This window comes from Hyphomonas sp. ske169, assembly GCF_056850855.1.
In genome coordinates, this window is record NZ_CP096146.1 from 1,254,545 (window position 1) to 1,279,880 (window position 25,336).

25 protein-coding genes and 1 other RNA gene are annotated in these 25,336 nt (G+C 56.2%); 10 read left to right on the top strand and 16 right to left on the bottom strand.

All coding sequences use genetic code 11. From position 1 onward, the window contains the following. Nucleotides 1-20: 20 nt before the first annotated feature. From MY069_RS05980 to MY069_RS05990, 3 genes are all read right to left on the bottom strand, one after another. Nucleotides 21-482, bottom strand: coding sequence for a hypothetical protein (locus MY069_RS05980; RefSeq protein ID WP_482796158.1), 462 nt, complete (start codon nt 480-482; stop codon nt 21-23). A gap of 118 nt (nt 483-600) precedes the next feature. Continuing rightward, nucleotides 601-2,802 (bottom strand): xanthine dehydrogenase family protein molybdopterin-binding subunit, encoded by a 2,202-nt coding sequence (locus tag MY069_RS05985; protein WP_482796159.1) that lies wholly within the window; start codon nt 2,800-2,802, stop codon nt 601-603. Nucleotides 2,803-2,813: 11 nt separating this feature from the next. Continuing rightward, nucleotides 2,814-3,275 carry a (2Fe-2S)-binding protein gene (locus tag MY069_RS05990; RefSeq protein ID WP_482796160.1) on the bottom strand — a complete coding sequence of 154 codons (462 nt, stop codon included), beginning with the start codon at nt 3,273-3,275 and terminating at the stop codon, nt 2,814-2,816. 163 nt (nt 3,276-3,438) lie between these two features. Here MY069_RS05990 and MY069_RS05995 point away from each other — a divergent pair, with 163 nt between their 5' ends. Then, a complete protein-coding gene (locus MY069_RS05995; RefSeq protein ID WP_482796161.1) occupies nt 3,439-4,053 on the top strand; it encodes a TIGR02466 family protein in 615 nt (204 codons plus the stop codon). A 2-nt stretch (nt 4,054-4,055) separates the two neighbouring features. On the opposite strand, the gene MY069_RS06000 is transcribed toward MY069_RS05995, so the two are convergent. After that, nucleotides 4,056-4,685 carry a hypothetical protein gene (locus MY069_RS06000; protein WP_482796162.1) on the bottom strand — a complete coding sequence of 210 codons (630 nt, stop codon included), beginning with the start codon at nt 4,683-4,685 and terminating at the stop codon, nt 4,056-4,058. Between the two features lie 139 nt (nt 4,686-4,824). Between MY069_RS06000 and ppa the strand changes: the two genes are divergently transcribed. The 5 genes from ppa to MY069_RS06025 all read left to right on the top strand — a co-directional run bounded on the left by ppa (nt 4,825) and on the right by MY069_RS06025 (nt 8,666). After that, nucleotides 4,825-5,358, top strand: coding sequence for an inorganic diphosphatase (gene ppa / locus MY069_RS06005; protein WP_482796163.1), 534 nt, complete (start codon nt 4,825-4,827; stop codon nt 5,356-5,358). A gap of 264 nt (nt 5,359-5,622) precedes the next feature. Continuing rightward, nucleotides 5,623-6,210 carry a TetR/AcrR family transcriptional regulator gene (locus MY069_RS06010; RefSeq protein WP_482796164.1) on the top strand — a complete coding sequence of 196 codons (588 nt, stop codon included), beginning with the start codon at nt 5,623-5,625 and terminating at the stop codon, nt 6,208-6,210. Nucleotides 6,211-6,311: 101 nt separating this feature from the next. Continuing rightward, the gene (locus MY069_RS06015; RefSeq protein WP_482796165.1) at nt 6,312-7,286 is read left to right on the top strand and encodes a Gfo/Idh/MocA family protein; all 975 of its coding nucleotides are present in this window, start codon (nt 6,312-6,314) and stop codon (nt 7,284-7,286) included. Next, nucleotides 7,283-8,083, top strand: a complete 801-nt coding sequence (gene cysQ / locus MY069_RS06020; RefSeq protein ID WP_482796166.1) for a 3'(2'),5'-bisphosphate nucleotidase CysQ — start codon at nt 7,283-7,285, stop codon at nt 8,081-8,083. The genes MY069_RS06015 and cysQ overlap by 4 nt, the downstream gene beginning before the upstream one ends. A 109-nt stretch (nt 8,084-8,192) precedes the next feature. Next, nucleotides 8,193-8,666 carry a hypothetical protein gene (locus MY069_RS06025; RefSeq protein WP_482796167.1) on the top strand — a complete coding sequence of 158 codons (474 nt, stop codon included), beginning with the start codon at nt 8,193-8,195 and terminating at the stop codon, nt 8,664-8,666. A 144-nt stretch (nt 8,667-8,810) separates the two neighbouring features. Here the strand turns inward: MY069_RS06025 and MY069_RS06030 are convergent, their stop codons facing one another. From MY069_RS06030 to rnpB, 3 genes are all read right to left on the bottom strand, one after another. Continuing rightward, complete coding sequence (locus tag MY069_RS06030) at nt 8,811-10,028, bottom strand: serine hydrolase domain-containing protein (protein WP_482796168.1); 1,218 nt, start codon at nt 10,026-10,028, stop codon at nt 8,811-8,813. 16 nt (nt 10,029-10,044) lie between these two features. Then, on the bottom strand, nt 10,045-10,644 hold the full coding sequence (locus tag MY069_RS06035; RefSeq protein ID WP_482796169.1) for a TetR/AcrR family transcriptional regulator: 600 nt from the start codon (nt 10,642-10,644) through the stop codon (nt 10,045-10,047). Between the two features lie 129 nt (nt 10,645-10,773). Continuing rightward, an RNA gene (gene rnpB, locus MY069_RS06040) (RNase P RNA component class A) lies at nt 10,774-11,138 on the bottom strand. Nucleotides 11,139-11,256: 118 nt separating this feature from the next. Between rnpB and MY069_RS06045 the strand changes: the two genes are divergently transcribed. Both MY069_RS06045 and MY069_RS06050 read left to right on the top strand, forming a co-directional pair. Continuing rightward, a complete protein-coding gene (locus MY069_RS06045) occupies nt 11,257-12,027 on the top strand; it encodes an SDR family NAD(P)-dependent oxidoreductase (protein ID WP_482796170.1) in 771 nt (256 codons plus the stop codon). Between the two features lie 18 nt (nt 12,028-12,045). Continuing rightward, complete coding sequence (locus tag MY069_RS06050) at nt 12,046-12,657, top strand: glutathione S-transferase family protein (protein WP_482796171.1); 612 nt, start codon at nt 12,046-12,048, stop codon at nt 12,655-12,657. A 7-nt stretch (nt 12,658-12,664) separates the two neighbouring features. Here MY069_RS06050 and MY069_RS06055 read toward each other — a convergent pair whose 3' ends face one another. From MY069_RS06055 to MY069_RS06075, 5 genes are all read right to left on the bottom strand, one after another. After that, the gene (locus MY069_RS06055; RefSeq protein WP_482796172.1) at nt 12,665-13,447 is read right to left on the bottom strand and encodes a peptidoglycan recognition protein family protein; all 783 of its coding nucleotides are present in this window, start codon (nt 13,445-13,447) and stop codon (nt 12,665-12,667) included. Further along, nucleotides 13,444-14,352, bottom strand: coding sequence for a DMT family transporter (locus MY069_RS06060; protein WP_482796173.1), 909 nt, complete (start codon nt 14,350-14,352; stop codon nt 13,444-13,446). Before MY069_RS06060 ends, MY069_RS06055 begins: the two co-directional genes overlap by 4 nt. A 34-nt stretch (nt 14,353-14,386) precedes the next feature. Further along, complete coding sequence (locus tag MY069_RS06065; RefSeq protein WP_482796683.1) at nt 14,387-16,015, bottom strand: cisplatin damage response ATP-dependent DNA ligase; 1,629 nt, start codon at nt 16,013-16,015, stop codon at nt 14,387-14,389. Nucleotides 16,016-16,320: 305 nt separating this feature from the next. Then, the gene (locus MY069_RS06070) at nt 16,321-18,222 is read right to left on the bottom strand and encodes a gamma-glutamyltransferase family protein (protein WP_482796174.1); all 1,902 of its coding nucleotides are present in this window, start codon (nt 18,220-18,222) and stop codon (nt 16,321-16,323) included. A gap of 137 nt (nt 18,223-18,359) precedes the next feature. Then, a complete protein-coding gene (locus MY069_RS06075; protein WP_482796175.1) occupies nt 18,360-18,746 on the bottom strand; it encodes a VOC family protein in 387 nt (128 codons plus the stop codon). A gap of 86 nt (nt 18,747-18,832) precedes the next feature. Here MY069_RS06075 and soxR point away from each other — a divergent pair, with 86 nt between their 5' ends. Continuing rightward, nucleotides 18,833-19,282, top strand: coding sequence for a redox-sensitive transcriptional activator SoxR (gene soxR / locus MY069_RS06080; RefSeq protein ID WP_482796176.1), 450 nt, complete (start codon nt 18,833-18,835; stop codon nt 19,280-19,282). On the opposite strand, the gene MY069_RS06085 is transcribed toward soxR, so the two are convergent. Then, on the bottom strand, nt 19,279-20,646 hold the full coding sequence (locus tag MY069_RS06085; RefSeq protein WP_482796177.1) for a leucyl aminopeptidase family protein: 1,368 nt from the start codon (nt 20,644-20,646) through the stop codon (nt 19,279-19,281). The two genes, soxR and MY069_RS06085, sit on opposite strands and share 4 nt — an antisense overlap. 99 nt (nt 20,647-20,745) lie before the next feature. Between MY069_RS06085 and MY069_RS06090 the strand changes: the two genes are divergently transcribed. Then, nucleotides 20,746-21,750 (top strand): hypothetical protein, encoded by a 1,005-nt coding sequence (locus MY069_RS06090; RefSeq protein ID WP_482796178.1) that lies wholly within the window; start codon nt 20,746-20,748, stop codon nt 21,748-21,750. Between the two features lie 68 nt (nt 21,751-21,818). On the opposite strand, the gene MY069_RS06095 is transcribed toward MY069_RS06090, so the two are convergent. From MY069_RS06095 to MY069_RS06105, 3 genes are read right to left on the bottom strand one after another with little or no spacing between them, the layout of a single operon-like run. Continuing rightward, a complete protein-coding gene (locus tag MY069_RS06095; RefSeq protein ID WP_482796179.1) occupies nt 21,819-22,790 on the bottom strand; it encodes a type II secretion system F family protein in 972 nt (323 codons plus the stop codon). 9 nt (nt 22,791-22,799) lie between these two features. Continuing rightward, entirely contained in the window at nt 22,800-23,837 is a 1,038-nt protein-coding gene (locus MY069_RS06100) for a type II secretion system F family protein (RefSeq protein WP_482796180.1), read from the bottom strand. A 3-nt stretch (nt 23,838-23,840) separates the two neighbouring features. Then, entirely contained in the window at nt 23,841-25,316 is a 1,476-nt protein-coding gene (locus tag MY069_RS06105; protein WP_482796181.1) for a TadA family conjugal transfer-associated ATPase, read from the bottom strand. Nucleotides 25,317-25,336 lie beyond the last annotated feature (20 nt).

Consider the following 25,336-nt stretch of genomic DNA (forward strand, 5'->3'; position numbering starts at 1 on the left):
CTTGGGGGTTGCCTGTCGGCTTATTCATCGACCGGCGGGAACCATGTCAGCGAAGAATGGTGCAGTGAAATCAAAACGCGCCCATCTAGCTTATGATAAGCGAACGTATAGTCGGCGCGGGTCGCGTTCCCATCGCCATTCGTGAATGTATACTGCCCCATATCCTTATAGCTTAGCCCCCCTGCATTTGGGAGCGGTCCAGCGGCGCTATGAAACTCAACCGTCTTCCAACCATTTTTCAGGAAGCCATGATCGTGCGGAAAGTCTGGATTTCCGCCGATGAAGTATGACTTCGCACCCGCGCGATCCAAACGGATCACATTGGTCAGAGTTGGTTTAAACAGCAAAGGCTGGTCGGACGTGCCAAAATCGTAAAGTTCTAGTAGATTGTCGACATCCTGTTCGGTGACATATTTCGCCCAAGCGCGTTGTGCGGTCACAACTTCCGCTTTGGTCATCGGCTCGTAATTTCGCTCATCCATTCGATAGCTCTCCTGCTCGCTCAGCGATTTGCGTTGCCCAAATAAGCCAGCGAGCCCCCGCTGGACAAGATCGGACTACAGAAAACCTTAGCTCTTCACTTAGTAAGGATCTGAGCGTCTAAGAAAGCCCTTCGACAAAATTCGCAATCGGTTGGCTTCGCACGCGAACGCCTGTGGCCGCAAAAACAGCATTGGCGAGCGCCGGTGCAATCGGCGGCGTTCCCGGCTCACCACCGCCACCCACTTTGGCGCCGCTATTGATGATCTCGACCGAGATTTCAGGCGCTTGGTCCATACGGAGCATCGGATAGTCGTGGAAATTAGACTGCACCACCGCACCATTCTCGATCGTGATATCGCCATATAGCGCGGCGGTTAGGCCATATATGATACCGCTCTCGATCTGCGCGGTGAAGCCATCTGGGTTCATGGCAAAACCGGGGTCAGCGGCGCACCAGACATGGACGACGCGCGGTTCAGGACCGGTCACATCAACTTCGACCACTTGCGCAACCACGGTCCCGAACGAGTCGACCAGCGCGATGCCGAGGCCTCGACCTTCCGGCACCTCGCGCCCCCAATTGGCAGCTTTCGCAGCCGCATCGAGAACGGCGGTGTAGCGCGGCGAATGCTCGAGCAATTTGCGCCGATAGGCATATCCATCCATGCCTGCTTGATCCGCCAATTCATCGACAAAGCTTTCGATGAAAAAACCGTGCTGGGTATGATCAACCGATCGCCACGGTCCAAACCGAACATGGTGCTCAGCCTCAGCATAATGGATCAGCTGATTGTCGATCTTGTACGGAATATGTGATGCTTCTGGCGGGTCGTGCTTTTGCGTGAACAAATTATCCCATGAGACAGGCATTCCGTTTTCATCCAGCCCGGCTTTGAACCGGCTAACCGAGGCGGGGCGATACCAGTCTTGCTGCGTGTCTTGCTCACGTGACCAGATCATTTTGACCGGATGATCAAACTCTTTGGCGATCTCGACCGCCATCAACGGATAATCGGGGTTCGAGCGGCGTCCAAAACCACCGCCGAGCAGAACATTGTGGATCGTCACACTGTCTTTCTTCACATCGAACGCGCCGACGATTTCATCGCGAACGCCAAGCGGGTTTTGCAGGCCTGACCATAGATCCACCTGTCCGTCGCGCACCCAAGCGGTGGCGTTGATCGGCTCCATCGCTGCATGCGCCAAAAATGGCACCGAATACTCCGCCTCATAGACCCGGCTCGCCGATTCCGTCGCGCGACGAACATTGCCCACAGCAACGTCTTCTTTGCCTTTGGCCCCGGCCTCATCCATCGCTGTCCGCATCTTATCGAAGATGTCAGCCTGATTGAGCGTCTCTGCGCCGGTCTTTGTCCAGGTGACTTCAAGCTGGCGAATGGCGTTCTCCGCCTGCCAATATCCGTCCGCGACAATCGCGACGAAGCTGCCTTTGTCCAAAATTTTGATCACGCCCGGCATATCTCGCGCATAAGTGTCATCGACGCTTTCAGTTTCAGCGCCCAGTACAGGTGGTCCCATGACGGCGGCGTATTTCATGCCAGGCAGATCTACGTCGATGCCAAATTCGGCCGTGCCGTTGGTTTTCGCGGGAATATCAAACCGCGGAACCGACGTGCCCATTAGGGTAAATTCTGCGGGCGTTTTGAGCTTGGGTTGGGTTGGCGGCGAATATTTCGCGGCTCGTTCTGCAAACTTGGCATAAGGCGCAGATTGGCCACTTGCATCATGATAGACATGGCTCTTTTCGGTCCGCAGGTCTTTCGATGAGACGCCCCATTCTTTCGCGGCGGCCTTCACGATCATCTCGCGCGCCGCGGCGCCCGCGATCCGCATGCCGCCCATGCCTGTGAACCGAACCGCTGTGCTGCCTCCCGTAATCTGCAAACTCATCGACTGGGCAATGCGCAGGAAACCGCCATTTAGCGAGTCCTGCACAAAGCCGGGAACTTTTGTGTCGCCCATCACGAACTCACGACCCATCGGATGGTTCGCGAAGCCTTCATGCGCAGGCGCCTGCTCGAATGTCACCTTATCCCAATCGGCGTCCATTTCATCCGCCAGCATTTGCGTCATTGAAGTGAACACACCCTGCCCCATCTCACTATGCGGGACGATGGCGGTGATCGTGTTGTCGGGGGCCAGCTTGACCCACACATTGACCAAGCTCTCCCCTTCATCCGTAACCAAACCAGCCAGTTTGGGCGCACGATGGCCTTCGCGAATGCCAACGCCGACAGCGAGCACACCGCCGCCAACCAAGCCAGCTGCGATAAATCCTCTACGGGTCCACTTTCCCATGACCGATCTCCTTAAGCGCTGGCAGCTGATTTAATCGCGGCGCGGATTCGCCCGTAAGCACCGCATCGGCAGATATTGCCCTGCATTGCTGTATCGATGTCTTCATCGGTTGGATTTGGATTGTCTCGCAAGAGCGCCACCGCCGACATGATCTGACCTGACTGACAATATCCGCATTGTGGCACTTGGTGCTCAATCCAAGCGGCCTGGACTTTGTGGCGGGTGCCGTCTTCAGCCGCGACGCCTTCGATCGTGGTGATCTCTGCGCCGTCTGCAGCTGCCAAAGGGGTCGAACACGACCGAACCGGCGTGCCATCCAAATGGACGGTGCACGCGCCGCACTGGGCGATCCCGCACCCAAACTTAGTGCCAGTCAGCTTCAACTGCTCGCGCAGCACCCACAGAATCGGCGTGCTGGGATCAGTGTCGACGACCCGCTCTTCTCCGTTCACGGTGAATTTTGTTTGCGCCACGACCGCCCCCTTATCAATGAATGATTTGTACAATATTCAGTACATCGAATTCGCGCAAACACAAGCCCAAATTACCGGCGCGGTTGGGACATACCTCCAGTTTAGGAAGAGCGCCCCACTCGGCACATATTGCCAGCGTGAATTTGCGCCGTATGAGGAGGTCATGACTGACCAACCCTTGTTCGCAACCACTATTCAAACTAACCGCCTCCCCGACGGGGCTCTGCTGGCAGAGTTGAGCGATGCGTGCTGGATGATCGAAGACGGCGATCATGCGGGGCACGATTGGTGCGAACAGGAAGGTTATCCGGGCTATACGTCCTATGCCTCTCTTGATGATCTTCCCCAACGCGCCCCCGCCTTCGCCGAGCTCGTTGCACAACTCGACACGTTCGCAGTCGCCTTCGCGAAAGCGCGGCATTGGGATCTTGGAACCGCCAAGCTCAATTGCGACAGTCTATGGGTGAATATACTTGGCGAAGCCGGGCATCATTCGGGCCATATCCATCCCAATAGCGTCATTTCTGGCACTTGCTACATCGCCATGCCTGAAGGCGCCGGGCGAATTAAGTTCGAAGATCCACGATTGGCGATGATGATGGCGGCCCCGCCACTCGCCGACAACGCTCCTGAAGCAATGGCGCGGTTCGTCTATCGAACGCCCCGCCCCGGCGATATTCTCATGTGGGATAGCTGGTTACGCCACGAAGTGCTTACCAGCCAGACCGAAGAGCCCCGGATCTCGATAAGCTTTAATTATGGGCTCGCCGCCGAATAAAACTATTCGACGCGCTGCACGGCATAGCTTCGATTGGTCTCTACGATTTTAAGTCGCAGCCCGCCGGTGATGTTTTGGTACAAAATTACGTCTGCCGGCAATGATTTCGGCGCACGAATCTCATCCGGTGTTTTTTGCTCCCAAACGTGCCCCTCTTCAGTTGTGAAGAAATGTCGACCAATTCTGTTCACTTGTACCCGAGTGAGTTTCGTTTGGAATTCGTCAGGCTCTTTTTCGACATCGCGGTCGCTGCCAAACGTAATCCGCGGGATCCAAGACGGTAGACGAGAACGCGGGACTTCGCCGCTCTCCTCAGTGGCTGCGGAAGCCTGCTGGATTGGCGCTTGAGCCGCGTCTGTTGTGGTCGGCGCAGCGGTCGACTCAGCTGGCGCCGCAGGAATGATCGGAGCCTCTGGTTTCACCGCTGCACTCTGAACCGGCGCTGGCGTTGTGAGCAGGGTTGAAAGTTCAGTTGCGGCCGCTTCGAAACAGGCGAGCCGCTCTGTCGCGTCTTCAACCGTTTGACAGGCGACAACTTTTTCAGACGCAGATCGCATATCTTGCGCGGATATGGAAAGGCCGCCTCCCAAAGCCACCAAGGCGCAACATGCTGATTTTCCGAGCAATTTCATTTTGAGTCTCACGCTACTATGATTTGCGCTGAGTAAAGCACTGCAGACGGCCACCGCCAAGACTTTATGACCGCTTGACGTGTTGGCCGTGATCCTGCACGGGCTGCGCAAAACAGGGCTTAGTCAAAGGCAACCTCCCATGGACATCAGCAAAATTATCCCAGGGCAAAACCCACCCGACGATCTGAATGTAATCGTTGAAGTTCCGCTTGGCGGCGACCCCATCAAATATGAAATCGACAAAGCATCCGGGGCGATGTTCGTTGATCGATATCTTTATACTGAGATGCGCTATCCGTGTAATTACGGCTTCGTGCCGCATACTCTCAGCCTGGATGGCGACCCGATTGATGTCATGGTCGTTGGCAATCGCCCGCTCGTTCCTGGCAGCGTTGTTCGTGCTCGGCCCGTCGGCGTCCTAATGATGACCGATGACAAAGGACCGGACGAGAAGATCTTGGCGGTTCCGCACCCAAATCTCACGGCCTATTATGATAAGATCGCGACTTATCACGACCTACCAGACATTCTGATCCAGAAAATCACCCACTTCTTCACCCACTATAAAGACCTGGAAACCGGCAAGTGGAGCCGCGTGGAGGGTTGGTCAGGCGTTGAAAAAGCGCGTGAATTGATCGCCCAGGCCGTCGAGCGCGGCATAGAAGGCGAATAGATCTTTTAAAACGGTGATAGCCGCGGGCCTTCAACCTCAATCACCGTCCCCCAATATGCGCCCCGAGGAGATAACCGATCTCTTCGGGGCGCACTTTTTGTCACGCCTGGGCGCGCAATCGGGTCAGAAACCGTCGCATTTCACGCCCATTTGGTCTCTGATTTGCAAGTCCCAGTGGGTTCACAATTTTCATGCACGAAGCGAAAGACAAACGGTTCGTTCCGTGCTAGCGAAAAGTCTAACCAATTCAACGATACGGGCGCTATGACTGATCTGAAGGCCAAACCTAAAAAGGGACAACGCAGCAGTGAAGAATCCCGCGCTGCCATTCTACAAGCCACACGGGAAGAAATGGCCGAGAATGGTTGGCGAAAATTCAGCGTCGATAAAGTGTCGCGCAAAGCCAAAGCGTCAAAACAGACCATTTACAGATGGTGGCCTGCGATCGGGAATATGTGTATCGAAGCCGCCGTTGACTTGGTTCCAGCGGCGTCGAAGCTCGGCCGGGACCCCCTCGAACGGATCGCCGCTTTGGTTCAACCCTTAGAAGACGTGACGCGCCATGGATCGGGACACGCCGTTCTGCGCACCGCGATGATTGCCGCGAGCGACGATAAAGACGCTGGCGAGACATGGCGCAATTGGATGAAAGAGCATATCCGCGCCCCGCTCCGCCTTATTCTAGCGGAAATCGCGGCCAAAAACGTCGTGCGACGCGATTATGATTTGGATCAGGCAGTTGATATCCTGACCGGGCAGATTTGGTCACGGATTTTGATTATGCGCGCGCCGTTGCCCGAATCCTTCTCAAAGCTGCAAGCCGAGGCTTTGCTGAAGGCGCTCGCCGCTTAAGCCCAAACCAAAGAATTTTTTGTGCAAGGTCTGAGCATCGCGCTTGTGATCAGCATATCAAACCGCTATCGCTGTCCAGCGCTTTAGGAGCCTGGTTGGGTATGTCACAAATCCGCATTGCCGTGATTGGTGCTGACCAATTGGACCCTGATCATCACACTGCCCTAAACACCCTGTCTGAAGCCGGTCAGATTGCCGCTTTCGCGCTTGATGTGAGCTGCGACGAAGACGGAATTGAACAATTTCGCGCAGCTATGCGAACGGAATCTCTAGATGCAGTGATCCTGGCTGGAGATCAGCAGGACCTCCGCCCGTGGATCGAAACAGCCCTCAGCGGGTCTTGGCCTGTATATACGACCTATCCAGTGGCGTTGACCGTTGAGGATATGATCGAAATCCGCCGCAGCGAACAGAATGCCCAAGGCGCCCGGCTGCAATTTGGCTTCACGGCTCGCCACCATGACTCGGTCGCGACAGCACTCGCCAAAGTCGGCACAGGCGAGTTTGGCAACCTGCTGACCATGCGCGCGGTTTGCGGCCTTGCTGGGCGCGACGATGACATTCACCCAATCTTCGGCCTCGGCGCCCAAATGATCGACATCATGCAAGCTTTCGCCGGGCCGTTTCAGGACATTGAAGGCTTCGCAGATCTCGACCGGAACGAAACAATCGGATCCGAGACCAATGTACTCGCCACGCTTCGAACGCACACGGGAACACTTGCAAGCCTGCACATCTCAACCACGCAGTGGCGGCCCACTTTCCGCCTCGAGCTCGGTTATGAGCGTGGCTATCTATGGCTGGAAGGTCTCAACGTAGAAGACCAGAGATTTGGTCAAGAAGCGCTCATCTCTGCGCGCATTGACGGATCTACACCGCGCCACGAAACCGTCGATCGGTTCGAGGCGTCCAATGGCGCTCTGGTGGCGCTCTCGGCTTTCCTCGCAGGCATCAGCGATCCCGCAGCCCCGCGACTCGGGGATAGTCAGCAAGCCTTTGATACGATTAGCACCGCCCACAGAATTCTAGCGGCCGACCCGCTGCTGGTCCCCCTTCAAGAAAGGCACGTCTCATGAGTTTGACCGGAGACATCCTCGCCCGCATCGCCTTGGATGCAGGCAAACTGATCATGCAAGTCTATGCAACCGACTTCAATGTCGATCGCAAGGATGACAGCTCTCCCGTCACAGAAGCTGACGAAAAGGCTGAAGCCTTAATCCTGGACGCCTTGGTCGCGGCCGATCCGACCCTTCCAGTGATCGCAGAAGAGTCGGTGGCGGCGGGCAATATTCCTGAGCATGGCAACCGATTTGCCTTGGTTGATCCGCTCGACGGGACCAAAGAGTTCATCAACAAACGCGGTGAGTTTACCGTCAATATCGGCATTATCGAGAATGGCGTTCCGGTTATGGGCGTCGTCTATGCGCCAGCACTGAACCGCCTCTTCGTGGCCGATAGCCGGTTCTCCGCCTGGCAAGCCAAAGCTGAACCCGGCGCCGATGTGCCGCCGGCATCCGCCCGCACGCCCCTCCGCATTCGCCGCGCTCCTGACGCTGGCCTAACCGCGATCGCATCCAAGTCCCATCGCAGCGATGAAACAAACGCCTTTCTCGAAACCCAAAAAATCGGCGACATCATTTCTGCAGGATCCTCACTCAAGTTCTGCCTGATTGCCGCCGGCGAAGCGGACCTCTATCCGCGGCATGGCCGCACCATGGAATGGGACACCGCCGCGGGCCAAGCCGTTGCCGAAGCCGCCGGGGCGCAAGTCACGCAGACCGATGGCACGCCGCTCCTTTATGGCAAAAAAGAGCGCGGCTACGACAATCCGCACTTTATCGTCTGGGGCGACGTCACGGTTCCGGCCAGTTAAGCCGCAAACCTGACAGAGAGTTCACGTCACAGAGTCTCGACAAAGCCGCTTGTTTCCAGTGAATTAGCGCGATCGTGCTGCGGGGGCGGCCAATCGAGACCGTCTCAGCATGACTTTAGTAAAATCTGCATCCGTCCTGGCCAGCGCCGCGTTCTTATACAGCTGCGCCAGCTCCCCGCTCACCCTCAATGACAATCAAATCGTGCCCGGCGAACGCGTCGGCGATGTCGAAATCGGCATGCCGCTCGACCAATTGCTCGCCCTTAAGGGCGTCCCGCGCCAAACCATTCCGATGCGCGGCACCGCGGCGACGACATATGTTTTTGACGGTCTCACCGTCGGTGCTCATGACGAAGTGTACTGGATCATCGTCCAAGACGGCCGGTTCCGCACCGCGGAAGGTATCGCAACCGGCGCCGAGCAAATCACCACCCGCGCCGTCTTCGGCGTGCCAGATTGCGTCGTCTCAAAAGCCGACAGTACAGTCTATGATTATGGCAATATCTATTTCAACGTCGCCAACAGTACCGGCCGCGTCGAACAGCTCGGCGTGATGGCAAAAACGCAGAACTGTGACGGATAGGGGTTGGGATATTCTGAGCACAGAAATTGATGGCGGAGAGCGTCTTTGATGGTGCGTGTTTGGGACGTTGATCCCTAACCCACCATCGGCATCGGACGACTCGCGAGCTGTTCATGCCTCACGCAAAATTTGATATCGGCAATATCAACCCAGGCTTTCATTAATGGCGCGGAAAAATTCAATCGTTTCAATCTCTCGATAACTGCTCTCGTCATTGGAAACCCCATAGTCACTGTTGGCTGAAAGTTTGACGATTACGGTGCCGCGGGTCGGGTTCACAAAGACAAACTGATTGTAAACGCCAATCGCTGAGTATTCACCTTCGTCGCCTTCGGGGATCCACCACTGGTAACCGTAGCCGAGCTCAAAATCTGAGGCTGGATTGTCCTTGCCTGGCATCAGGTGTGGAGCATCGGGTGTGACGGACGCCGACACCCATTCGGTTGGTACAATTTGCCGGCCATTGAAACGGCCGCCGAGTCGATAGAGTTCACCGATCTTTGCATAGTCGCGAGCCGTCGCGTTCAGGCCACCAAAGGCCATTTCCATGCGTTCGCTGTCCAAAAGCCAATGGGCTCGAGATTCCGCACCAAGCGGCTGCCACAGTTTTTCTTGCATATATTCTGTGATTGAGCGGCCCGTCGCGTTGACTAGTAGCATCCCTAATACTTGCGTGTCGGCTGAGTTGTAGAGATTGTAAGTGCCGGGAGCTCTTTCGCGTTCAAGCGTTCCAGCAAACTCATTCATAGATCCACCTAACGCAAAGATGCGGCCAAACCGATTGATGTCGGAATTTTGATCTGAGTAATCTTCATTCCATCGCGCGCCTGATGACATTTGCAAAACGTCTTTGATGGACACACCAGCATAAGCAGATTCAGCAAGCTCCGGAACATATGTCGTGACCGGATCCTGAATGCTCTCAATGTCGCCTTCAGAGACTGCAATTCCAACCAGCGCCGAGACAAAGCTCTTGGCAACCGACATTGAAAGCCACGTCACGTCGCGTCCACCGGTTAGCCAATACTCCTCGAACACAACGTTTCCGTCTTTGAGAACCAAAAGTGCAGCGGTGTCCGTGTCTGATAGGAAAGTTTGTGTATCGACCACCTGACCCTTGTACGTGAACGAGGTGGGCATCGTCACAGAAGTGCCCGTGCCAAACTCAAATACTGTTTCGGCTGGGGTCATTTCCGCACTTGGAAACATTTCATGCATGCGGTTGAAGTTTTCATACTGCTCAGCCCCGCTGAACAAGGTTGCAGCGGTGGCGGCGCGGTCAATGCGCCCTTTGTTCAAAAAGGCGAGCAGGGCAATGCCAACGACAAGGACGGCGAGTCCGCCAAATATATCCTTCTTCATCAGAGAAACCTTCCGACTATGTGTTTTGGTTTTGCAACGTGGCGAGGATTGCCCGCGCGTGAGATTGAATGGACCGACGTTTCGGTGCGCGCAGGCCGATTTCCCGGAAAGACGCGTCACCATAGGACAAAGAAACCAGTGAGAATGCGGCATCGCGGCGCTCTTCCTCGTTCGTTCCCATGCCTTCATTTGCGAGTGCGCCGACGAGCCGATCGCAGACGCGTTGATACAGACTTGCGAGTCGCGCGCGAATGGCGTCATCGCGCTCAGCCAATAACCAAAGTTCCCCAACCAGCGCGTTTGAAGTTTCATCGGCAAATACGCCGTCAAACAAAAGATCGAGACACTTCTCCAAAGACAGCGCGGAGTCATTCCCTTGTACGTTCTCAAGTTGCTGTTCGGCGCGATCAATCATTCCGTCAAACAGTTTGGCGATCATCGCGTCTCGATTGCCTACAAAGTGGCGGACCAGAGGTCGCGGCAAGCCCGCCTCTTCGGCAACGTCTTTGAGCGACGTTTTCGCTAAGCCTTGCCGGATCACACAGGTTTCCAGCGCTTTGAGGATCTGCGGTTCGCGTTCTTGATCAAGTTTTGGGCGGGGCATGAGGTCGGCCATATGAGGTTTTCTGTCACAATGACAATAAACTTATCCTATAAACTGTCAACTTGACAATTTATAGGAATCAAGCGATTCGACTCAAACTCGCGATCCCAAAAGAACCCCCACATCCGCACCAAAAAGCAAAAGTCCAGACGGCCTGTAAGCCGGGTTCTGTTCCCCCTTGCGGGTTTAGCAGTCATTCCTCTGCGACGCACATTGCTGCGCGCCTGGTGCGACACACCCGGGGCGTAGGCTGAAGACGGCCCATATACGCCCCCTATTCGGTCTTGCTCCTGGCGGGGTTTACCATGCGGGCCGCGTCGCCGAAGCCCCGGTGGGCTCTTACCCCACCCTTTCACCCTTACCCTGGACCGAAGTCCGAGGCGGTTTGCTTTCTGTGGCACTTTCCCTCGGCTCACGCCGGGTGGACGTTATCCACCGCCATGTCTCCTTGGAGCCCGGACTTTCCTCCAGCAAGCAAGCTTGCCAGCAACTGCCCAGCCGTCTGGAGCGGGCGATATAGGCCAATCAGTAAGAATCCGCCAGCCCCTTCCCGCGACGACTCACATTGGCGCTGAGCCGCGGGTGTGCTCCGATGCCGATCAAAGACAGAGACTGGAGCACAGCATGGACCTGAACCTCAAAGGCAAAAACGCCGTCATCCTTGGCGGCACACGCGGGATTGGTCGCGCGATTGCGGACACGCTCGCCGATGAAGGTGCGAATGTCGCGATCTGCGCCCGCAATGCTGATCAAATCGCGGCAGCCGTCGCAGACCTCAAAGCCAAGGGCGTCAATGCGATTGGCGGTCCGGTTGATGTTACCGATGGCGCAGGGCTGAAAAGCTGGATCGCCTCTGCAGGCGAGGACCTTGGCGGGATCGATATCCTGGTCTCAAATGCCGGCGCAATGGCGCAAGGCAACGACGAAGCCTCTTGGAAACAGAACTTCAATCTGGACGTGCTCGGCGCGGTGAATGCGTTTGAAGCGGCTGAACCCTTTCTCGGCAAAGCTACCGACGCGAACGGCGATGCCGCCTTTGTGATTATCGCATCGATCTCCGCCGCAGTGGCCGATAATGCTGGCTCTTACGGCCCAATCAAAGCGGCGCTCATCCATATGGCGAAAGGCCTCGCTCGCCAGCATGCCAAACGCGGCATCCGCACCAATGTGGTCTCGCCGGGCATGGTCTATTTCGAAGGCGGAGTGTGGCACATGGTTGAACAGAATATGCCGGAATTTTTCGAGAAGGCGGTTAAGCGTAACCCAACCGGCCGCTGCGCCACGCCGCAAGAAATTGCCGATGCCGCGGTGTTCTTGGCCAGTCCAAAATCGTCTTACACCACGGGCTCAAACCTGATCGTCGATGGCACGGTTTCGAACCGCGTCAACTTCTAATCCATTCGGGAGATTATGATGAAACTCTACAATTCAGTCGGACCAAATCCGCAAGTCGTGCGAACCTTTATGGCCGAACGCGGCATCACCCTGCCAATGGAAGAGATTGACATTATGAGCGGCGTCAATCGCCAGTCAGACTATCTCAAAGTGAACCCCGCAGGTCAGCTCCCGGCTTTGGAACTCGACGATGGCTCATTGCTGACCGAGATCACGGTCATCTGCGAATATCTTGACGAAAGCCAACCGGGGCCGCGACTTATGGGCGAAACCCCAGAAGCGCGCGCGCAAGTTCGGCGCTGGACGCGCTGGGCGGATCTGAATGTTTGTGAGCCGCTGGCAAATGGGTTCCGCTTTGCCGAAGGCCTGCCCCTCTTCCAAGACCGTATGCGCTGCATCCCGGAGGCTTCAGATGGTCTGAAAGCTTGCGCCCAGGACAAGCTGGCATGGCTCGATGGTGAAATGGCTGGACGAGATTTTCTAGCCGGGGATCAATTTACGCTGGCCGATATCTTACTGTCATCCTTCCTCGCGTTTGGTGAACAGGTCGGGCAACCGCTCAATCGCGACCTGAAAACGGTCAGCGCCTGGTATGATCGCTGTCTCGCGCGCCCCAGCGCCAAAGCCTGAGGCGCGCTCAGCGCAAGAAAAGTGGGTGAATGAGGCCAATCATGCGGAGCGTCCGCAGATCGGCTCGGCCGGTCACTTGATCTTGCACCCAACGACGCTGAAAGGCGCTAACAATCGCCTCAGTCGCTTCGTCATAAGTGCCGGTGGATTCAATCGCATAGCCAATGCCTGACAGCATGGTCTGCATCCGCATGACGGCCTTTTTATCATCGCCTGGCCCAAGACCGCGACCAATCAATTGCGGGCCGGTGACGCGCGCGCGCCCAGACCCCGCACCGGCATCAGTCAAGGACGCTGGCCAAAGCCCGATGCCATAGCGCGCCAATTGCGCCCATGGAAAATGCTCGCCTGGATCGATTTTGCGGGCCGGGGCAATATCGGAATGGCCGAGAATTCGGGTCTGCGGAATGTCCCATCGATCCAGAATGCCATGCGTCAGCCGGATCAAGGCATCGATCTGGGCTTGCGGATAAGGCGGTAAGACGTCGCCTGGCAATGGCCAATCGTGCCCGCCATTCACAATCTCTATACCAATCGAGCGGGAATTGAGATCGGTTTCGCCCTTCCAGCTTGAGACCCCAGCGTGCCAAGCGCGTTTGTTTTCACCGACCAGTTGCGCGATGCGGCCATCTTCCCAAATCATATAGTGTGCGGAAACCTCAGCTTCAGGATCGCACATGCGGTCGAGGGCCTGCTGACCTGTCTGCATGCCAGTATAATGGAAGACCAGCATATCTACAGAGTGTTTGCGGTCATTGAAATTCGGGCTGGGATGCGCCTCGACTTTCATTCCTTTTTGCCTCTCACTTTATCGCCCAAAGCAGCTTCTGGCATAGCGCGATTTGGCCGGATGAGAATAACAAACACCCCGCCTAAGGAAATCGCCGCCCCCACGATTAGCTGTAAGGTCAAGACCTCGCCCAGCATCACAATGCTTAGCACCACGCCCCAAACCGGGGTCATTAAAGTCAGCGGCGAGAGCAGAGAGATGTCATATTTCTTGATCAGGTTATAGAAAGCGCCATGGCCGAACACGCTGACGCCGAGCACGGCAAAAGCCGTCGCCGCCCAGACCAGCCAACCGCCTTCGATGAAAGCGCCCCAACCATTTTGATCGCCCTCAATCAGGCCTGACACGGCAAACAAAGGTGCGAAACTAAATAGACCAATCCAAGCTTGCATTTGTAAGGCACTAATCGACGGCATGCGCTTCATCAGAATGCCGGCACCTGAAGCAATTAAGGCGGCGAAGACGACATAGAGCAGGCCATAACTGAGCTGAAACGTACTCGGATCAACCGCGATCAAGATCGCACCCGCAAAGGCCAGCATGATCCCCAATCCGCGCCGCCAACCGACAACCTCACCCAAGAAGGCCATACTCATCAATGTCGAGAATGGCACGCCTAATTGCCCCACCACTGCGACGGAGCTGGCTTCTGCATTCGCAAGGCCGAGGAAGAGGAGCGCAAAATGCACTGCCCCCATCCCCATCGCGATTAAAAAGAGTGTTCCGAGGTTTCTTGGGATGGGTCTTAAGAACCAGATCAGCACAAGCGCGATCCCGGCAAACCGCATCGCCGCGAAGAAGAGCGGCGGGACACCGGCATCCGCAACGACCCAGCGTGTCACGACCAGGTTTAAACCCCAGACGAAACAGACCGCCGAGAGCAGAATGAAATCGCGAAAATTCATCGCCCCGGCCTATCAGGCTTTGGCGCCATGTCCATCACGCATTCTCGGGCAATAAGGCTTCCAAGTTTTCGAGCCGATCAGCTTCCGCGCTCGGTTTATCCCAGCGGATCCGATTGATACGTGGGAAGCGCATGGCAATGCCAGATTTGTGGCGAGGGCTGCGTTGCAGGCCTTCGAACGCGACTTCAAACACCAGTCCAAGCGCCTTCGTCGCGGTAACAGACCGCACCGGACCGAACCGCTCAATCGTATTATCGCGGACGAATTTATCGAGCTGTTTCAGCTCTTCATCTGTGAACCCAAAATACGCTTTCCCGACGGGCGTGAGGACATCTTCACCATCGATTTCGCGCCACACCCCAAAGGTGAAATCGGAATAATAACTTGAGCGTTTGCCATGCCCGCGCTGGGCGTACAGCATCACCGCATCGATTAGAAACGGATCGCGCTTCCACTTGAACCACGGCCCTTTCGGTCGCCCGGCTTCATAGACGCTGTCCCACCGTTTCAGCATCAGGCCTTCAATCTCGGGCGAGGGCGGATTGTTGCGCGCGTGTTCTAAGGCTTGGACGCCTGTGACAGGGACAAGCGGCGAGAGATCGATCCGTTCGGTGCTCAAGCCCGAGATAAAATGTTCAAGCCGGGCGCGCCGATCCTGGAAGCTCAGCGAACGCAGATCATCTTCGCCTTCCACCAGCAAATCATAGGCGCGGATAAAAGCCGGGCGCGCCTCCATTTGCTTCTTCGACACCGTCTTGCGGTTGAGCCTCTGCTGCAGCTCGTTGAAAGGCGCAACCCCGCCGCCTGGAGCGCGCACCAGAAGCTCACCATCGATTGCCGCGTCAAAATTCATGGCGGCGAGAACGTCTGGAAATGCGTGACTGATATCATCGCCGGTGCGCGTATAGATCCGCCGTACGCCATTCTCGGCCACCGCTTGCACGCGGATGCCGTCATATTTCCATTCCGCGGCATACGCCTCCGCGGTGATCACGTCTGGGTCAATCGCATTCGGATTGTCCCGGTCTTTCTTTGCGACCAGCGGATGCGCTAGCATGACCGGCCGGAAGGGCGCCTCAATGTCGGGCGAAGGCCGATCCGCTTTGCCCTCAAGCCAAGCGAATAGAGACAGATAAGGCGGCTCCAGCCCGTGCCAGATTTCTTCGACTTCATTCGGCGCGACATCCCCAAATTGCGCCGCAGCAACTTTGGCAAGGCGTGCTGAGACGCCAATCCGAAGCCCGCCTGTAACAAGCTTCAGCAACGCCCACCGCCCCCGCGCGTCTAACGCATTGAGCCAGCCTTCGATCAGTTTCTCGCCCTGCGCTTTGGTTGCTTCAGAAAGTTCAGACACGACCTCGCTCAGCGTTGGCACATAATTCGCGCCATGTTCGGTCGGCCAAATCAGACTGACTGTATCAGCCAGGTCGCCAACATAATCATAAGAGAGGCGGAACAGTTCATGATCGACTTTACTCTCCGCCAAACGCCGCACCAGGCCAGCTTTGACACCGGGAAGATCGATTTCATTGGTCAGCGCCGCCAACGCCCAACCTCGCTCTGGGTCGGGCACCGTGGCGAAGTAGTTCGCCATCAGGGCAAGCTTCCCGTTCCGCGACGGAGTTAGCAGCAGACGTTCAAGAAGATTCGCAAAGGCTTCCATGAGGAGAGATATGGCGCGCTCATTTAGCGCTGTCATCCCGGAAAGCGCGTGAGCGCTTGTCCGGGACCCAGCGGAGATTTGTGGCGATCGAGTAAATTGGGTCCCGGACATTTCTGCCGCGCAGAAATTCCGGGATGACAAGACCGCATACACGTCTCTCCACTCACAATTGCCCTTAGGTCAAGTTCGTGCTACGGATGACCGTATTGGAAGCGGGAATAGCCAGTCCGCGCAGGCTTTCAAAGCCACGTATAGTAACTTAGACGAGACCAAAGACTGTTAGGTGGACTGGCCGCTTTCACCCTTTAATATCCGTCAGCATTGCCATCTTTGCGCATCTCGGTTGCAGCAATCCAAGCGCCGCTTTCAAAATCTCGCATGATCGCCTGATAGCCACCGCCATTGGCACGGCAGCACTCGACGGTGTGCCCACGCCGCTCTAGCTCGGCGCGCGATTCGACTGGGATCCCGCTCTCGAGATGCACGGTGCCCATATCAGTTTCGCAGGCATCACCGTTCAGACCGTCCGTCGGCTCGCAGCCGCCGCGATGTTCCCAACGCGCGGCATCTCCCGCTTCCTGTAGGCCCATGTCAAAATCGATGAGGTTGAGGATCACTTGAACATGGCCTTGCGGCTGCATGCCGCCGCCCATTAGGCCAAAGCTAAGCCATGGCTCATATGGACATGCCACTTCCGGCGCCACGGCCCGGACCTGGCAAGCCGGCATATCTTTCTTAAACGCGAAAGCCGGAATGATCGTATGGAAGGGGCGTTTGCCAGGCTCGAACACATTCGGATGCTCGGGGTCGAGGCTGAACAATTGCCCGCGATCCTGGAACATGAAGCCGAGACCATCCGCTACAAGTCCAGAGCCCATGCCGCGATAATTGGATTGGATCAGCGACACCATCATGCCGTCACTATCGGTGACGGTCAGATAAGTTGTGTCGCCATCCTCAAGCTTGGCGTCCGCTTCAGCAAAGCCAGGCGCTGGCGGCGCCATGGCCCGCGTAATGTCTATCGCCTCGCCACGAGCTGCATTATAACCAGGTCGAATAAACACATCTGGATCGACACCGCTAAAGGCAGGGTCAGCGTAACCCGCCGCGCGGTCGGCAAAGGCCAAGCGCTTGGCTTCAATTTGCGCCATCAAACTGTCCGGCGATCCAAAACCCATGGCGCGCAGATCAAAGCGCTCGAGCATTTCCAGCATTTGCAAGGCCGCGACGCCTTGCGTGTTCGGACCGAGTTCGCACAGTTTCACGAGGTCGCGATATTCGACGCAGAGTGGTTCCACCCACTCGCCTTGGTGGGAGGCAAAATCCTCATAACGCAAATAACCGCCAATCCGCTCGAAATAAGCGTCCATCGTCCGCGCGATCGAGCCTTTGTAAAACGCGTCTCGGCCATTGAGCGCGACTTTGGTCAGCGTGTCAGCGAGATCCGGATTGCGGAACAGCGATCCTTCAACCGGCGTTGGCGAGAAGAACGTCTTCTTAGCATTCTCGTATTCTTCCAGCATTCCGCTTTCAGCCGCAGGTCCAAAACGCTGGGGCCCGAACTGCCAATAAAACGCGATCACTTCGGGAATTGGCGCTCCGTTTCGTGCATATTCTATCGCTGGCTTGAGATTGTCTGCCATATCGAGCCGGCCGAAGCGTTCATGTAAGGCGAACCAGCCATCAATCGTGCCTGGTACCGAAACAGGCGCCGCCCCAAATGGTGGAATCTCTTCGCCATCCATAAACGCGTCGGCTTTGGCCTGCATGTCTTCCAGTGTCGCGCCCATCGGAGATTTTCCAGAGCCATTATAGCCATAGAGTTGCTTGGTCTTCGGGTCCCAGACGATGGCGAAAAGATCGCCGCCAATGCCATTGCCCGTGGGTTCGACCAGGCCGAGCATGGCGTTGGCAGCGATGGCTGCATCCATGGCTGTTCCGCCGTGTTTCATCACGTCCAAGGCGGTCTGGGTGGCGAGCGGATGGGCTGTCGCCGCGGCGGCATTTGGAGCGACCACGGCGGACCGGGTGCCGAGATCTCGACCGGAGGGCATCCGGTCACCTGGTCCAATAATTGGCTCGGTTCCCGTGGCGGCTTGACCTAGAGTAGGTTTCACCGACGGCGCCTCAGCAGTGCCTGTTTCAATGCTGGCGCAGGCCGAAAGCCCGATGGCCAGTACGCTTGCCAAAATCGATCGCTGCAACATGTCGCGTCTCACCCTTATTGCTTGAGCGAGAGCTTAGCGCGGTTCGGCCGCTTGGCGAGTCACGAAAAGTTTGATGCGGCTCGCAGCGCGGTCGCCAGCCTGCTAGAAAACCTTCAAGATAGGCTTGGATGAGCCCCTCAAGCATAGCTGACCACCTCATACTCAATTCCGTCATGGTCATGGAAATAGAACCGGCTGCCGGGATCATAGGTCTGATGGCTATGGGTTTTGATACCATATTCGAGCACGCGTTTTTCGGCCGCCGCCAAATCGTCGACCAAAATGCCAAGGTGATTGACGGCGCCAGCTAAACGATAATTTTCGCTATCGGATAAAGCGCGCGGCGCTCCGACACTGTACAGCGCGACATAGTCATCGTCATTTCCAACATGGACAGTCCGTCCATTGTGCAACGACGCGCCGCTCCACCGAATTTTCCAGCCAAACAAATCCGCCAGCATTTCGGCCGTTTTGTCCGGGTCTGTCACTGTCATATTGATATGTTCAAGGATCGCTTTTTGCATCTCTATCTCCTTCATTTGATTGTTCGATAGCGATGGTGTAATTCCTCAACCTAAGTTTAGGTCAAGGTATTTTTTTGGAGTTCTTCATGAAGATGAAACGCGGTCTATCTATCGGCGATTTAGCAGCCCGAACAGGCCTGTCCGTCTCGGCCATCCGGTTTTATGAGAGCAAAGGTCTCATCACGCCAGATCGCAATGAGGGGAATCAAAGGCGCTATGAAGGCTCAGATATTCGCCGCCTATCCTTCATTCTGATTGCTCAACAAATCGGACTCACAATTGAAGACATTAAAGCCGAAATGGCGAACTTGCCGGCCGGGCGGACGCCGACAAAAGCGGACTGGGGTAAAATGAGCAGAAAGTTCCGGAAAACGCTCGATGAGCGGATCGCGATGATGGAGCGAATGCGTGACCGATTGGACGGATGCATCGGATGCGGGTGCCTGTCTCTGAAGGCCTGCAACCTCTACAATCCCGAAGACAAAGCGTATCGCTTAGGGGTTGGTCCGCGATACGTGCTCAGCGATAAACGCTAAGAATACCGCGCTTGTATCGTCGCCCACATGGCTCGCAGACCGCAAGCGGCGCCACCAGCGGGTCGCCCATATTTGCCCTCGCGCCATGCCCACACATCAAGGTGAACCCAAGTTTTCGCATCAACAAACTGTTTGAGGAAAATTGCCGCAGTGATCGATCCAGCCATGCCGCCAGCCGCGCTGTTCACGAGATCCGCGATCGGACTTTTCAGCATTGATTTGTAGGGCGCCCAGAGCGGCATGCGCCAAGCTGGATCGCCAGCCACTTGCGCCCCTTCTGAGATCGCAGCAGCAAGCGCCTCATCGTCTGTATAGTATGGCGCGAGGTCTGGCCCAAGCGCCACACGTGCTGCTCCAGTAAGGGTCGCAAAATCGATCACCAGATCAGGCTCACTTTCAGACGCACGGGTTAGCGCATCGCCAAGAATCAACCGGCCCTCAGCATCTGTATTGTCAATCTCGACGCTCAAGCCCTTACGGCTGGAAAGCACATCACCAGGCCGGAACGCATCGCCCGCAATCGCGTTTTCCACGGCAGGCACATACAGTTTCAGGCGCACCGGCAGATTTGCACCCATGACCAATTCCGCCAGCGCAATCGCATGCGCCGCGCCGCCCATGTCTTTCTTCATCAACCGCATATAATTGCCGGTTTTCAGATTGAGACCGCCCGTATCAAACGCCACCCCTTTACCCACAATCGCGAGTTCTGGATGCGCAGCATCGCCCCAACTCAGCTCCATAATGCGCGGTGCTTCTGGTCCAGCGCGCCCGACGGCGTGGACCATCGGATAGTTCTGGTCGAGCAAGGCATCGCCAATGATGGTTTCCAGCGTCGCGCCATAGCGTTCTGCCAAATCACTGATCGTGCCTTGGATTTCAGGTGGCCCCATATCCTCGGCGGGTGTGTTGACGAGATCCCGCAAGCGATCAATCGCGATAGCTTCGCGGATCAGAGCTTCGCCTGCATCGGTCTCACCAACGACCAGGCGGGGCGGCGTCGCGGGCTTGTTTAGATACCGGTCAAATCGGTAGGCTCCATCAGCCCAAGCGATGGCATGCATGGCAAGCGCCGCCAGATCGACATTTATCAGCTCATAATCCCCCGCCGCTAGCTTCGCCGACAAAGACGCCACACCGAGCGCATCACTGCCATCGCCAAGCCCGAAGAGCACGCCGGACCGTTCACCCGTCTCCGTCGCGCCAATCACCATTTGCCCGGTCTTGCCTTCAAACGCGTGGGCTTTTGCCAAAGCGCTCAATCCAGCGGGGAGATCGGCATTCTCGTCCCAGCTGTCTTTGGTGAACAGATAGACCGGCACCGCGGCGTCAGAGCTAGAAATTAGGGCAGAGTGTTCAGGCATCGCAGTCCAAGTCCGTTAATGAGAAAGCCAGTTTTGTTAACCTTGTCTTGACCAGGTCAATGGCATTGTTCTCGCTCTTACAGCCCCGGAGCCTGCCAAATGTCCAGAGTCAGATCTGCCAAATATGTGCTTCCCGCCCTCGTTCTACTGTCCAGCGCTGCGTGCGCCACGACGGAAGCTGAGCCGAAATTGACCGCAGAAGAACAGGCCTACAAGGAAGCGATCAAGGCAGCGCTTGCGCCTGCAACGCCTGAAGAAATCGCCCAAGCCGAACGCTCCGATCCGATTACCCGCGCTAACTTTTGGGCAACCGAATATCAAAAAGACCCGGCAAGTTTGGACGTCACGGTGAAGTTTATGCGCGCCCTGCGCCGAATCGGCAGTCATGAACGTGTCGGCGAAGTTGCGTCCGCAGCGCTGCCTATCCATCCCACCGCTTATGAGCTCTACTTGGAGCTTGGACGGTCACTGATGGCACAAGACAGGCTCAATGATGCAGCACAGGCGTTTGTGCGTAGTGCCGATCTGTCGCCGCCAACCGAAGCGGCGCCGCTTGCGGCGCTGGGCTTGGCGTTCGACCGCATGGAGGACCACAATCAGGCGCAAGACGCTTACAAACTCGCCCTGGAACGCGAACCAGATCGGGTGTCGACGCTGTCAAACTATGGGCTTTCACTCGCCATCACGGGCCAATTACCGGCTGCAGAAACCGCGCTCCGGCGCGCGGTTGAAGCGCCTGGTGCCGATGGCCGCGTCCGCCAAAACCTCGCTCTGATCCTAGGACTGCAAGGACGTTTTGACGAAATGGTCTCTGTAGATCCAAATGCTCCAATGCGGACCGTGGAAGCCAATCAGTCTGCGCTGCGCGAGATGATGATCCCCGCGGGTCGCTCCTATGAAGGTTTAAAACAGCTCGACCAAGTGATCGAGGATGTCGAACGAACCCCAGCAGCAGCGCAACAGATGCCCGGTGTTCCCGAAGCGCAAGTCGCCTCCGAAGCCATGTCGGAGCCAATGGGCGCCACGACAGAACTCGCGGGTGAAACACCTGCGCCGAGCAACAATGGCTTGCGTCCAAAGCTCCGCGGCTCGCAAAATCGGTAAGCTGACCCGCCTCCGCTTAAGGCGGCGATTTTCCTAAAATTTCAGAAGCCTTCGCAGCTGGCCGGACCCTAGTTCTCGGCTTGCATCCGCATCACTTTGATCACCGCTGGACCCAGCACCACGAGGAACAGGACCGGCAGGAAGAAAATGATCATCGGCACGGTCAGCTGAGCCGGCAAAGCCGCAGCTTTCTTCTCAGCGGCTGACATCCGCATCTCGCGGTTTTCCTTGGACATTACGCGCAATGCATCACCCAAAGGTGTACCATAGCGTTCGGCCTGTGTGAGGGCCATGGTAACGGCTTTAACGCCTTCATGCCCTGTGCGTCGGGCGAGGTTTTCGTACGCCATACGCCGTTCTTGTAAATAAGACAGCTCGGCAGTGGTTAGCTGCAACTCTTCGGCAAGTTCGGCCGATGCGGTGCCAATTTCTGCGCCGACTTTCGCAAACGCCATTTCGATCGACATGCCCGATTCCACGCAGATCAGCATCATATCTAGCGCATCTGGGAAGGCTCGCATCAAGCTTTGTTGGCGTTTCTGAGCAATGTTTCCGACATACAGGTTCGGAGCATAAAAGCCGGCCGCCAGGCCAAAAATAATCGACCCATATTTCATGGCTGGTGACAAGCCGTGATCGTTCACGAAGAAAATATAGATGAACGCCGTGAGGCCCCCGATAAACGGCAAAACAAAACGGCAAAAATAGAAGATCACAAGCGGCCGTGGCCCTCGCATACCCGCTTGCTCAAGCTTTTCGGCAATGTTCGGGTCTTCGAGCATTTTTTGCAGATCAAGCTTCTTGGTAATATCGCTGATCGTGCCTTTTGCTTCGCGCTTCAGTCCAGTTTGCTCGAGCTGAGACCGGCTGGCGCGCCGCAATTTCTCGCGCTGCGAGGAGACCTGTTTCAGGCGGGTTTCAAGCTTGTCGCCTTTCAGCGCCGGCAACATCACACCGATAACGGTCATGAACATTGCGACCGCAACTGCCATCGACAGTAGAGAGGCCGGGTCACTTAGTGATGATGCAAAATCGCCCACGTGCCGCTCCTAGAAATCAAAGTTGATCATTTTGCGCATCACGGTGATGCCGGTGGCGTAAAGGCAAAAGCCCACGAATAGAACGGTGTGACCGCCTGAACTGGTGAACAGTTCCATGATGTAACTTGGGGTCGTTAGATAAACCATAAAGGCCACAGCAAACGGCAAGACACCAATAATACCCGCTGATGCTTTCGCTTCCGCGGACAATGCTTTGATCTTCTCGCGCATCATTTTACGCGACCGGATAACCACCGATAGATTGCCCAAAGCCTCGGACAAGTTTCCGCCAGCTTTGGCTTGAATGGACAGCACGATGACGAAGAAATTTACTTCTGGCAGCGGCACCCGCTTGTAGAATTGCTGCAATGCACGCTCTGTCGTCATCCCCATTGAAAGATTATTGGTCAGAAGCTGAAACTCTGGCCCAAGCGGCGCCGGGCTTTCTCGCCCGATAATCTGCAAACACTCGGTCAAAGGCAGACCAGATTTTACGCCGCGAACGATAATGTCGATGCCATCTGCAAACTGGTTCATCAGCTTTTTGTTGCGCGAATTGGTCATGAAATTGAGGACCCAACGCGGCAGGCCGAACCCAGCAACAAAAGCGGCCAGCACGATCATCGCGGGCTGCGACTTAAACTGGAACCCGAGAATCATGGGCGGGCCTTCGGCGCCAGAATACCAGGTCCCGAACGCCGCCATACCGGCCAAGATAATCGAGATGATCCAGAAGGTTTGCGCTGGCATTTCGAGACCAGCTTGGTTGATCTTCGACTGAATATCGTTAGCAACCAGCGATTTTCGGCGCGATTCATCCTGCTCACGCAGCTTTTTCAGCATTTGCGCGGTTTGTTTCTTTCGCGCGGCATTCGGATCGTTGCGTGCGCCGCGTCGCCCTCCGCCCTCTTCGGACGTGATTTGCCGCGCGCGTTTAGAAGCCTTCTCGGTGTTCTGATCCCCGGTAAAGGCCAAGCCAATTCCGGCGATGCATAAGAATGCCAAACCGCCAATCGCGTAGAAGATGATATCGCCGCTCAGATCCATCGATTAATCCAGCTCGTCCAGAGCGGTCGCGAGATCGCGTTCGAGATTGTAATACTGAGCGCGTTCCCAGAATTTTGGACGACCGATTCCAGTTCCGCGGTGGCGACCGACAATCTTGCCATCATCGCTCTCGCCTTCAATTTCATACTTCAAGATATCTTGCAGCACGATCGTATCGCCCTCGAGGCCCATAACTTCCGTCACGCACATGATACGGCGCGAACCATCGCGCAGGCGCGACGCTTGAACGACAACGTCGACCGAGCCGACAATCATTTCGCGGATCGTTTTCGCAGGCAGACTGAACCCGCCCATTGTGATCATAGATTCGACACGCGACAGGGCCTCACGCGGGCTGTTGGCGTGCAGTGTTCCCATCGAGCCGTCGTGCCCGGTATTCATGGCCTGCAGCAAGTCAAACGCTTCAGGGCCACGCACCTCACCCACGATGATCCGTTCAGGACGCATCCGCAGACAGTTTTTGACCAAGTCCCGCATCGTAATCTCGCCCGAGCCTTCAATGTTTGGCGGACGTGTTTCGAGGCGCACAACGTGCGGCTGCTGCAGCTGCAATTCCGCCGAGTCTTCACACGTGATGACCCGCTCGCTCGGCTCAATAAAGCCGGTCAAACAGTTGAGCAAAGTCGTCTTACCCGAACCGGTACCGCCCGAGATCAGAACGTTACAGCGGGCATGGCCGATGATCCGTAGGATTTCAGCGCCGGACTCAGAAATCGATTTGAAGTTTACAAGGTCCTGAAGCTTCAGCTTGTCCTTTTTAAACTTACGAATGGTCAGGGCAGGCCCGTCAATCGACAGCGGCGGCGCGATGACGTTGACACGAGAACCGTCGAGCAAACGGGCGTCACAAATCGGGCTAGCATCATCAACGCGGCGGCCAACTTGGCTCACGATGCGCTGACAGATATTCATCAGCTGGGCATTGTCACGGAAACGGATATTCGTGCGCTCAATCTTACCGTCGACTTCGATATAGCAAGTGTCGGCGCCGTTCACCATGATATCGGCGATATCGTCACGCGCCAGAAGCGGCTCAAGCGGACCATAGCCGAGGACGTCATTACAGATATCATCGAGCAAGTGTTCTTGCTCAGAGATCGACATCACGACGTTTTTAATCGCGATGATCTCAACGACAATATCGCGAATTTCTTCGCGCGCGCTTTCTTGGTCGAGCTGCGCGAGCTGGCCAAGATCAATCGTGTCGATCAGAGCATTAAAGATCGTCGTCTTGGTCGCGTAATACTCTTCCGACCGATCATTGACTTTAGTGATTTGTTCTTTGTGCTCTGTCGCCGGTGGCGGCTTTAGCGCGGCTGGCTTTGGCTGCTCTTTCGGCGCGGGTGGGGGCGCTTGCTCAGCAGGCGGCGGTGCCGCAGCTTTTGGCGCAGCAGGCACAGGCGCTTTGACAGCGGGTTTGACCGCCGCGGATCCTGCAGAACGTTTGCCAAATGCCATAGGTTAGCCCTCTAATTCCG

Bases quoted from the DNA above. Each gene is read 5' to 3' on its own strand.
- MY069_RS06060 (WP_482796173.1), bottom strand. From the start codon at position 14,352: ATGAATTTTCGCGATTTCATTCTGCTCTCGGCGGTCTGTTTCGTCTGG.
- MY069_RS06000 (WP_482796162.1), bottom strand. From the start codon at position 4,685: ATGAAATTGCTCGGAAAATCAGCATGTTGCGCCTTGGTGGCTTTGGGA.
- ppa (WP_482796163.1), top strand. From the start codon at position 4,825: ATGGACATCAGCAAAATTATCCCAGGGCAAAACCCACCCGACGATCTG.
- MY069_RS06065 (WP_482796683.1), bottom strand. From the start codon at position 16,015: ATGGAAGCCTTTGCGAATCTTCTTGAACGTCTGCTGCTAACTCCGTCG.
- MY069_RS06015 (WP_482796165.1), top strand. From the start codon at position 6,312: ATGTCACAAATCCGCATTGCCGTGATTGGTGCTGACCAATTGGACCCT.
- MY069_RS06010 (WP_482796164.1), top strand. From the start codon at position 5,623: ATGACTGATCTGAAGGCCAAACCTAAAAAGGGACAACGCAGCAGTGAA.
- MY069_RS06035 (WP_482796169.1), bottom strand. From the start codon at position 10,644: ATGGCCGACCTCATGCCCCGCCCAAAACTTGATCAAGAACGCGAACCG.
- MY069_RS05980 (WP_482796158.1), bottom strand. From the start codon at position 482: ATGGATGAGCGAAATTACGAGCCGATGACCAAAGCGGAAGTTGTGACC.
- cysQ (WP_482796166.1), top strand. From the start codon at position 7,283: ATGAGTTTGACCGGAGACATCCTCGCCCGCATCGCCTTGGATGCAGGC.
- MY069_RS06025 (WP_482796167.1), top strand. From the start codon at position 8,193: ATGACTTTAGTAAAATCTGCATCCGTCCTGGCCAGCGCCGCGTTCTTA.
- MY069_RS06090 (WP_482796178.1), top strand. From the start codon at position 20,746: ATGTCCAGAGTCAGATCTGCCAAATATGTGCTTCCCGCCCTCGTTCTA.
- MY069_RS06055 (WP_482796172.1), bottom strand. From the start codon at position 13,447: ATGAAAGTCGAGGCGCATCCCAGCCCGAATTTCAATGACCGCAAACAC.
- MY069_RS06085 (WP_482796177.1), bottom strand. From the start codon at position 20,646: ATGCCTGAACACTCTGCCCTAATTTCTAGCTCTGACGCCGCGGTGCCG.
- MY069_RS05995 (WP_482796161.1), top strand. From the start codon at position 3,439: ATGACTGACCAACCCTTGTTCGCAACCACTATTCAAACTAACCGCCTC.
- MY069_RS06100 (WP_482796180.1), bottom strand. From the start codon at position 23,837: ATGGATCTGAGCGGCGATATCATCTTCTACGCGATTGGCGGTTTGGCA.
- MY069_RS05985 (WP_482796159.1), bottom strand. From the start codon at position 2,802: ATGGGAAAGTGGACCCGTAGAGGATTTATCGCAGCTGGCTTGGTTGGC.
- MY069_RS06050 (WP_482796171.1), top strand. From the start codon at position 12,046: ATGAAACTCTACAATTCAGTCGGACCAAATCCGCAAGTCGTGCGAACC.
- MY069_RS06030 (WP_482796168.1), bottom strand. From the start codon at position 10,028: ATGAAGAAGGATATATTTGGCGGACTCGCCGTCCTTGTCGTTGGCATT.
- MY069_RS06075 (WP_482796175.1), bottom strand. From the start codon at position 18,746: ATGCAAAAAGCGATCCTTGAACATATCAATATGACAGTGACAGACCCG.
- MY069_RS06070 (WP_482796174.1), bottom strand. From the start codon at position 18,222: ATGTTGCAGCGATCGATTTTGGCAAGCGTACTGGCCATCGGGCTTTCG.
- soxR (WP_482796176.1), top strand. From the start codon at position 18,833: ATGAAGATGAAACGCGGTCTATCTATCGGCGATTTAGCAGCCCGAACA.
- MY069_RS06105 (WP_482796181.1), bottom strand. From the start codon at position 25,316: ATGGCATTTGGCAAACGTTCTGCAGGATCCGCGGCGGTCAAACCCGCT.
- MY069_RS06045 (WP_482796170.1), top strand. From the start codon at position 11,257: ATGGACCTGAACCTCAAAGGCAAAAACGCCGTCATCCTTGGCGGCACA.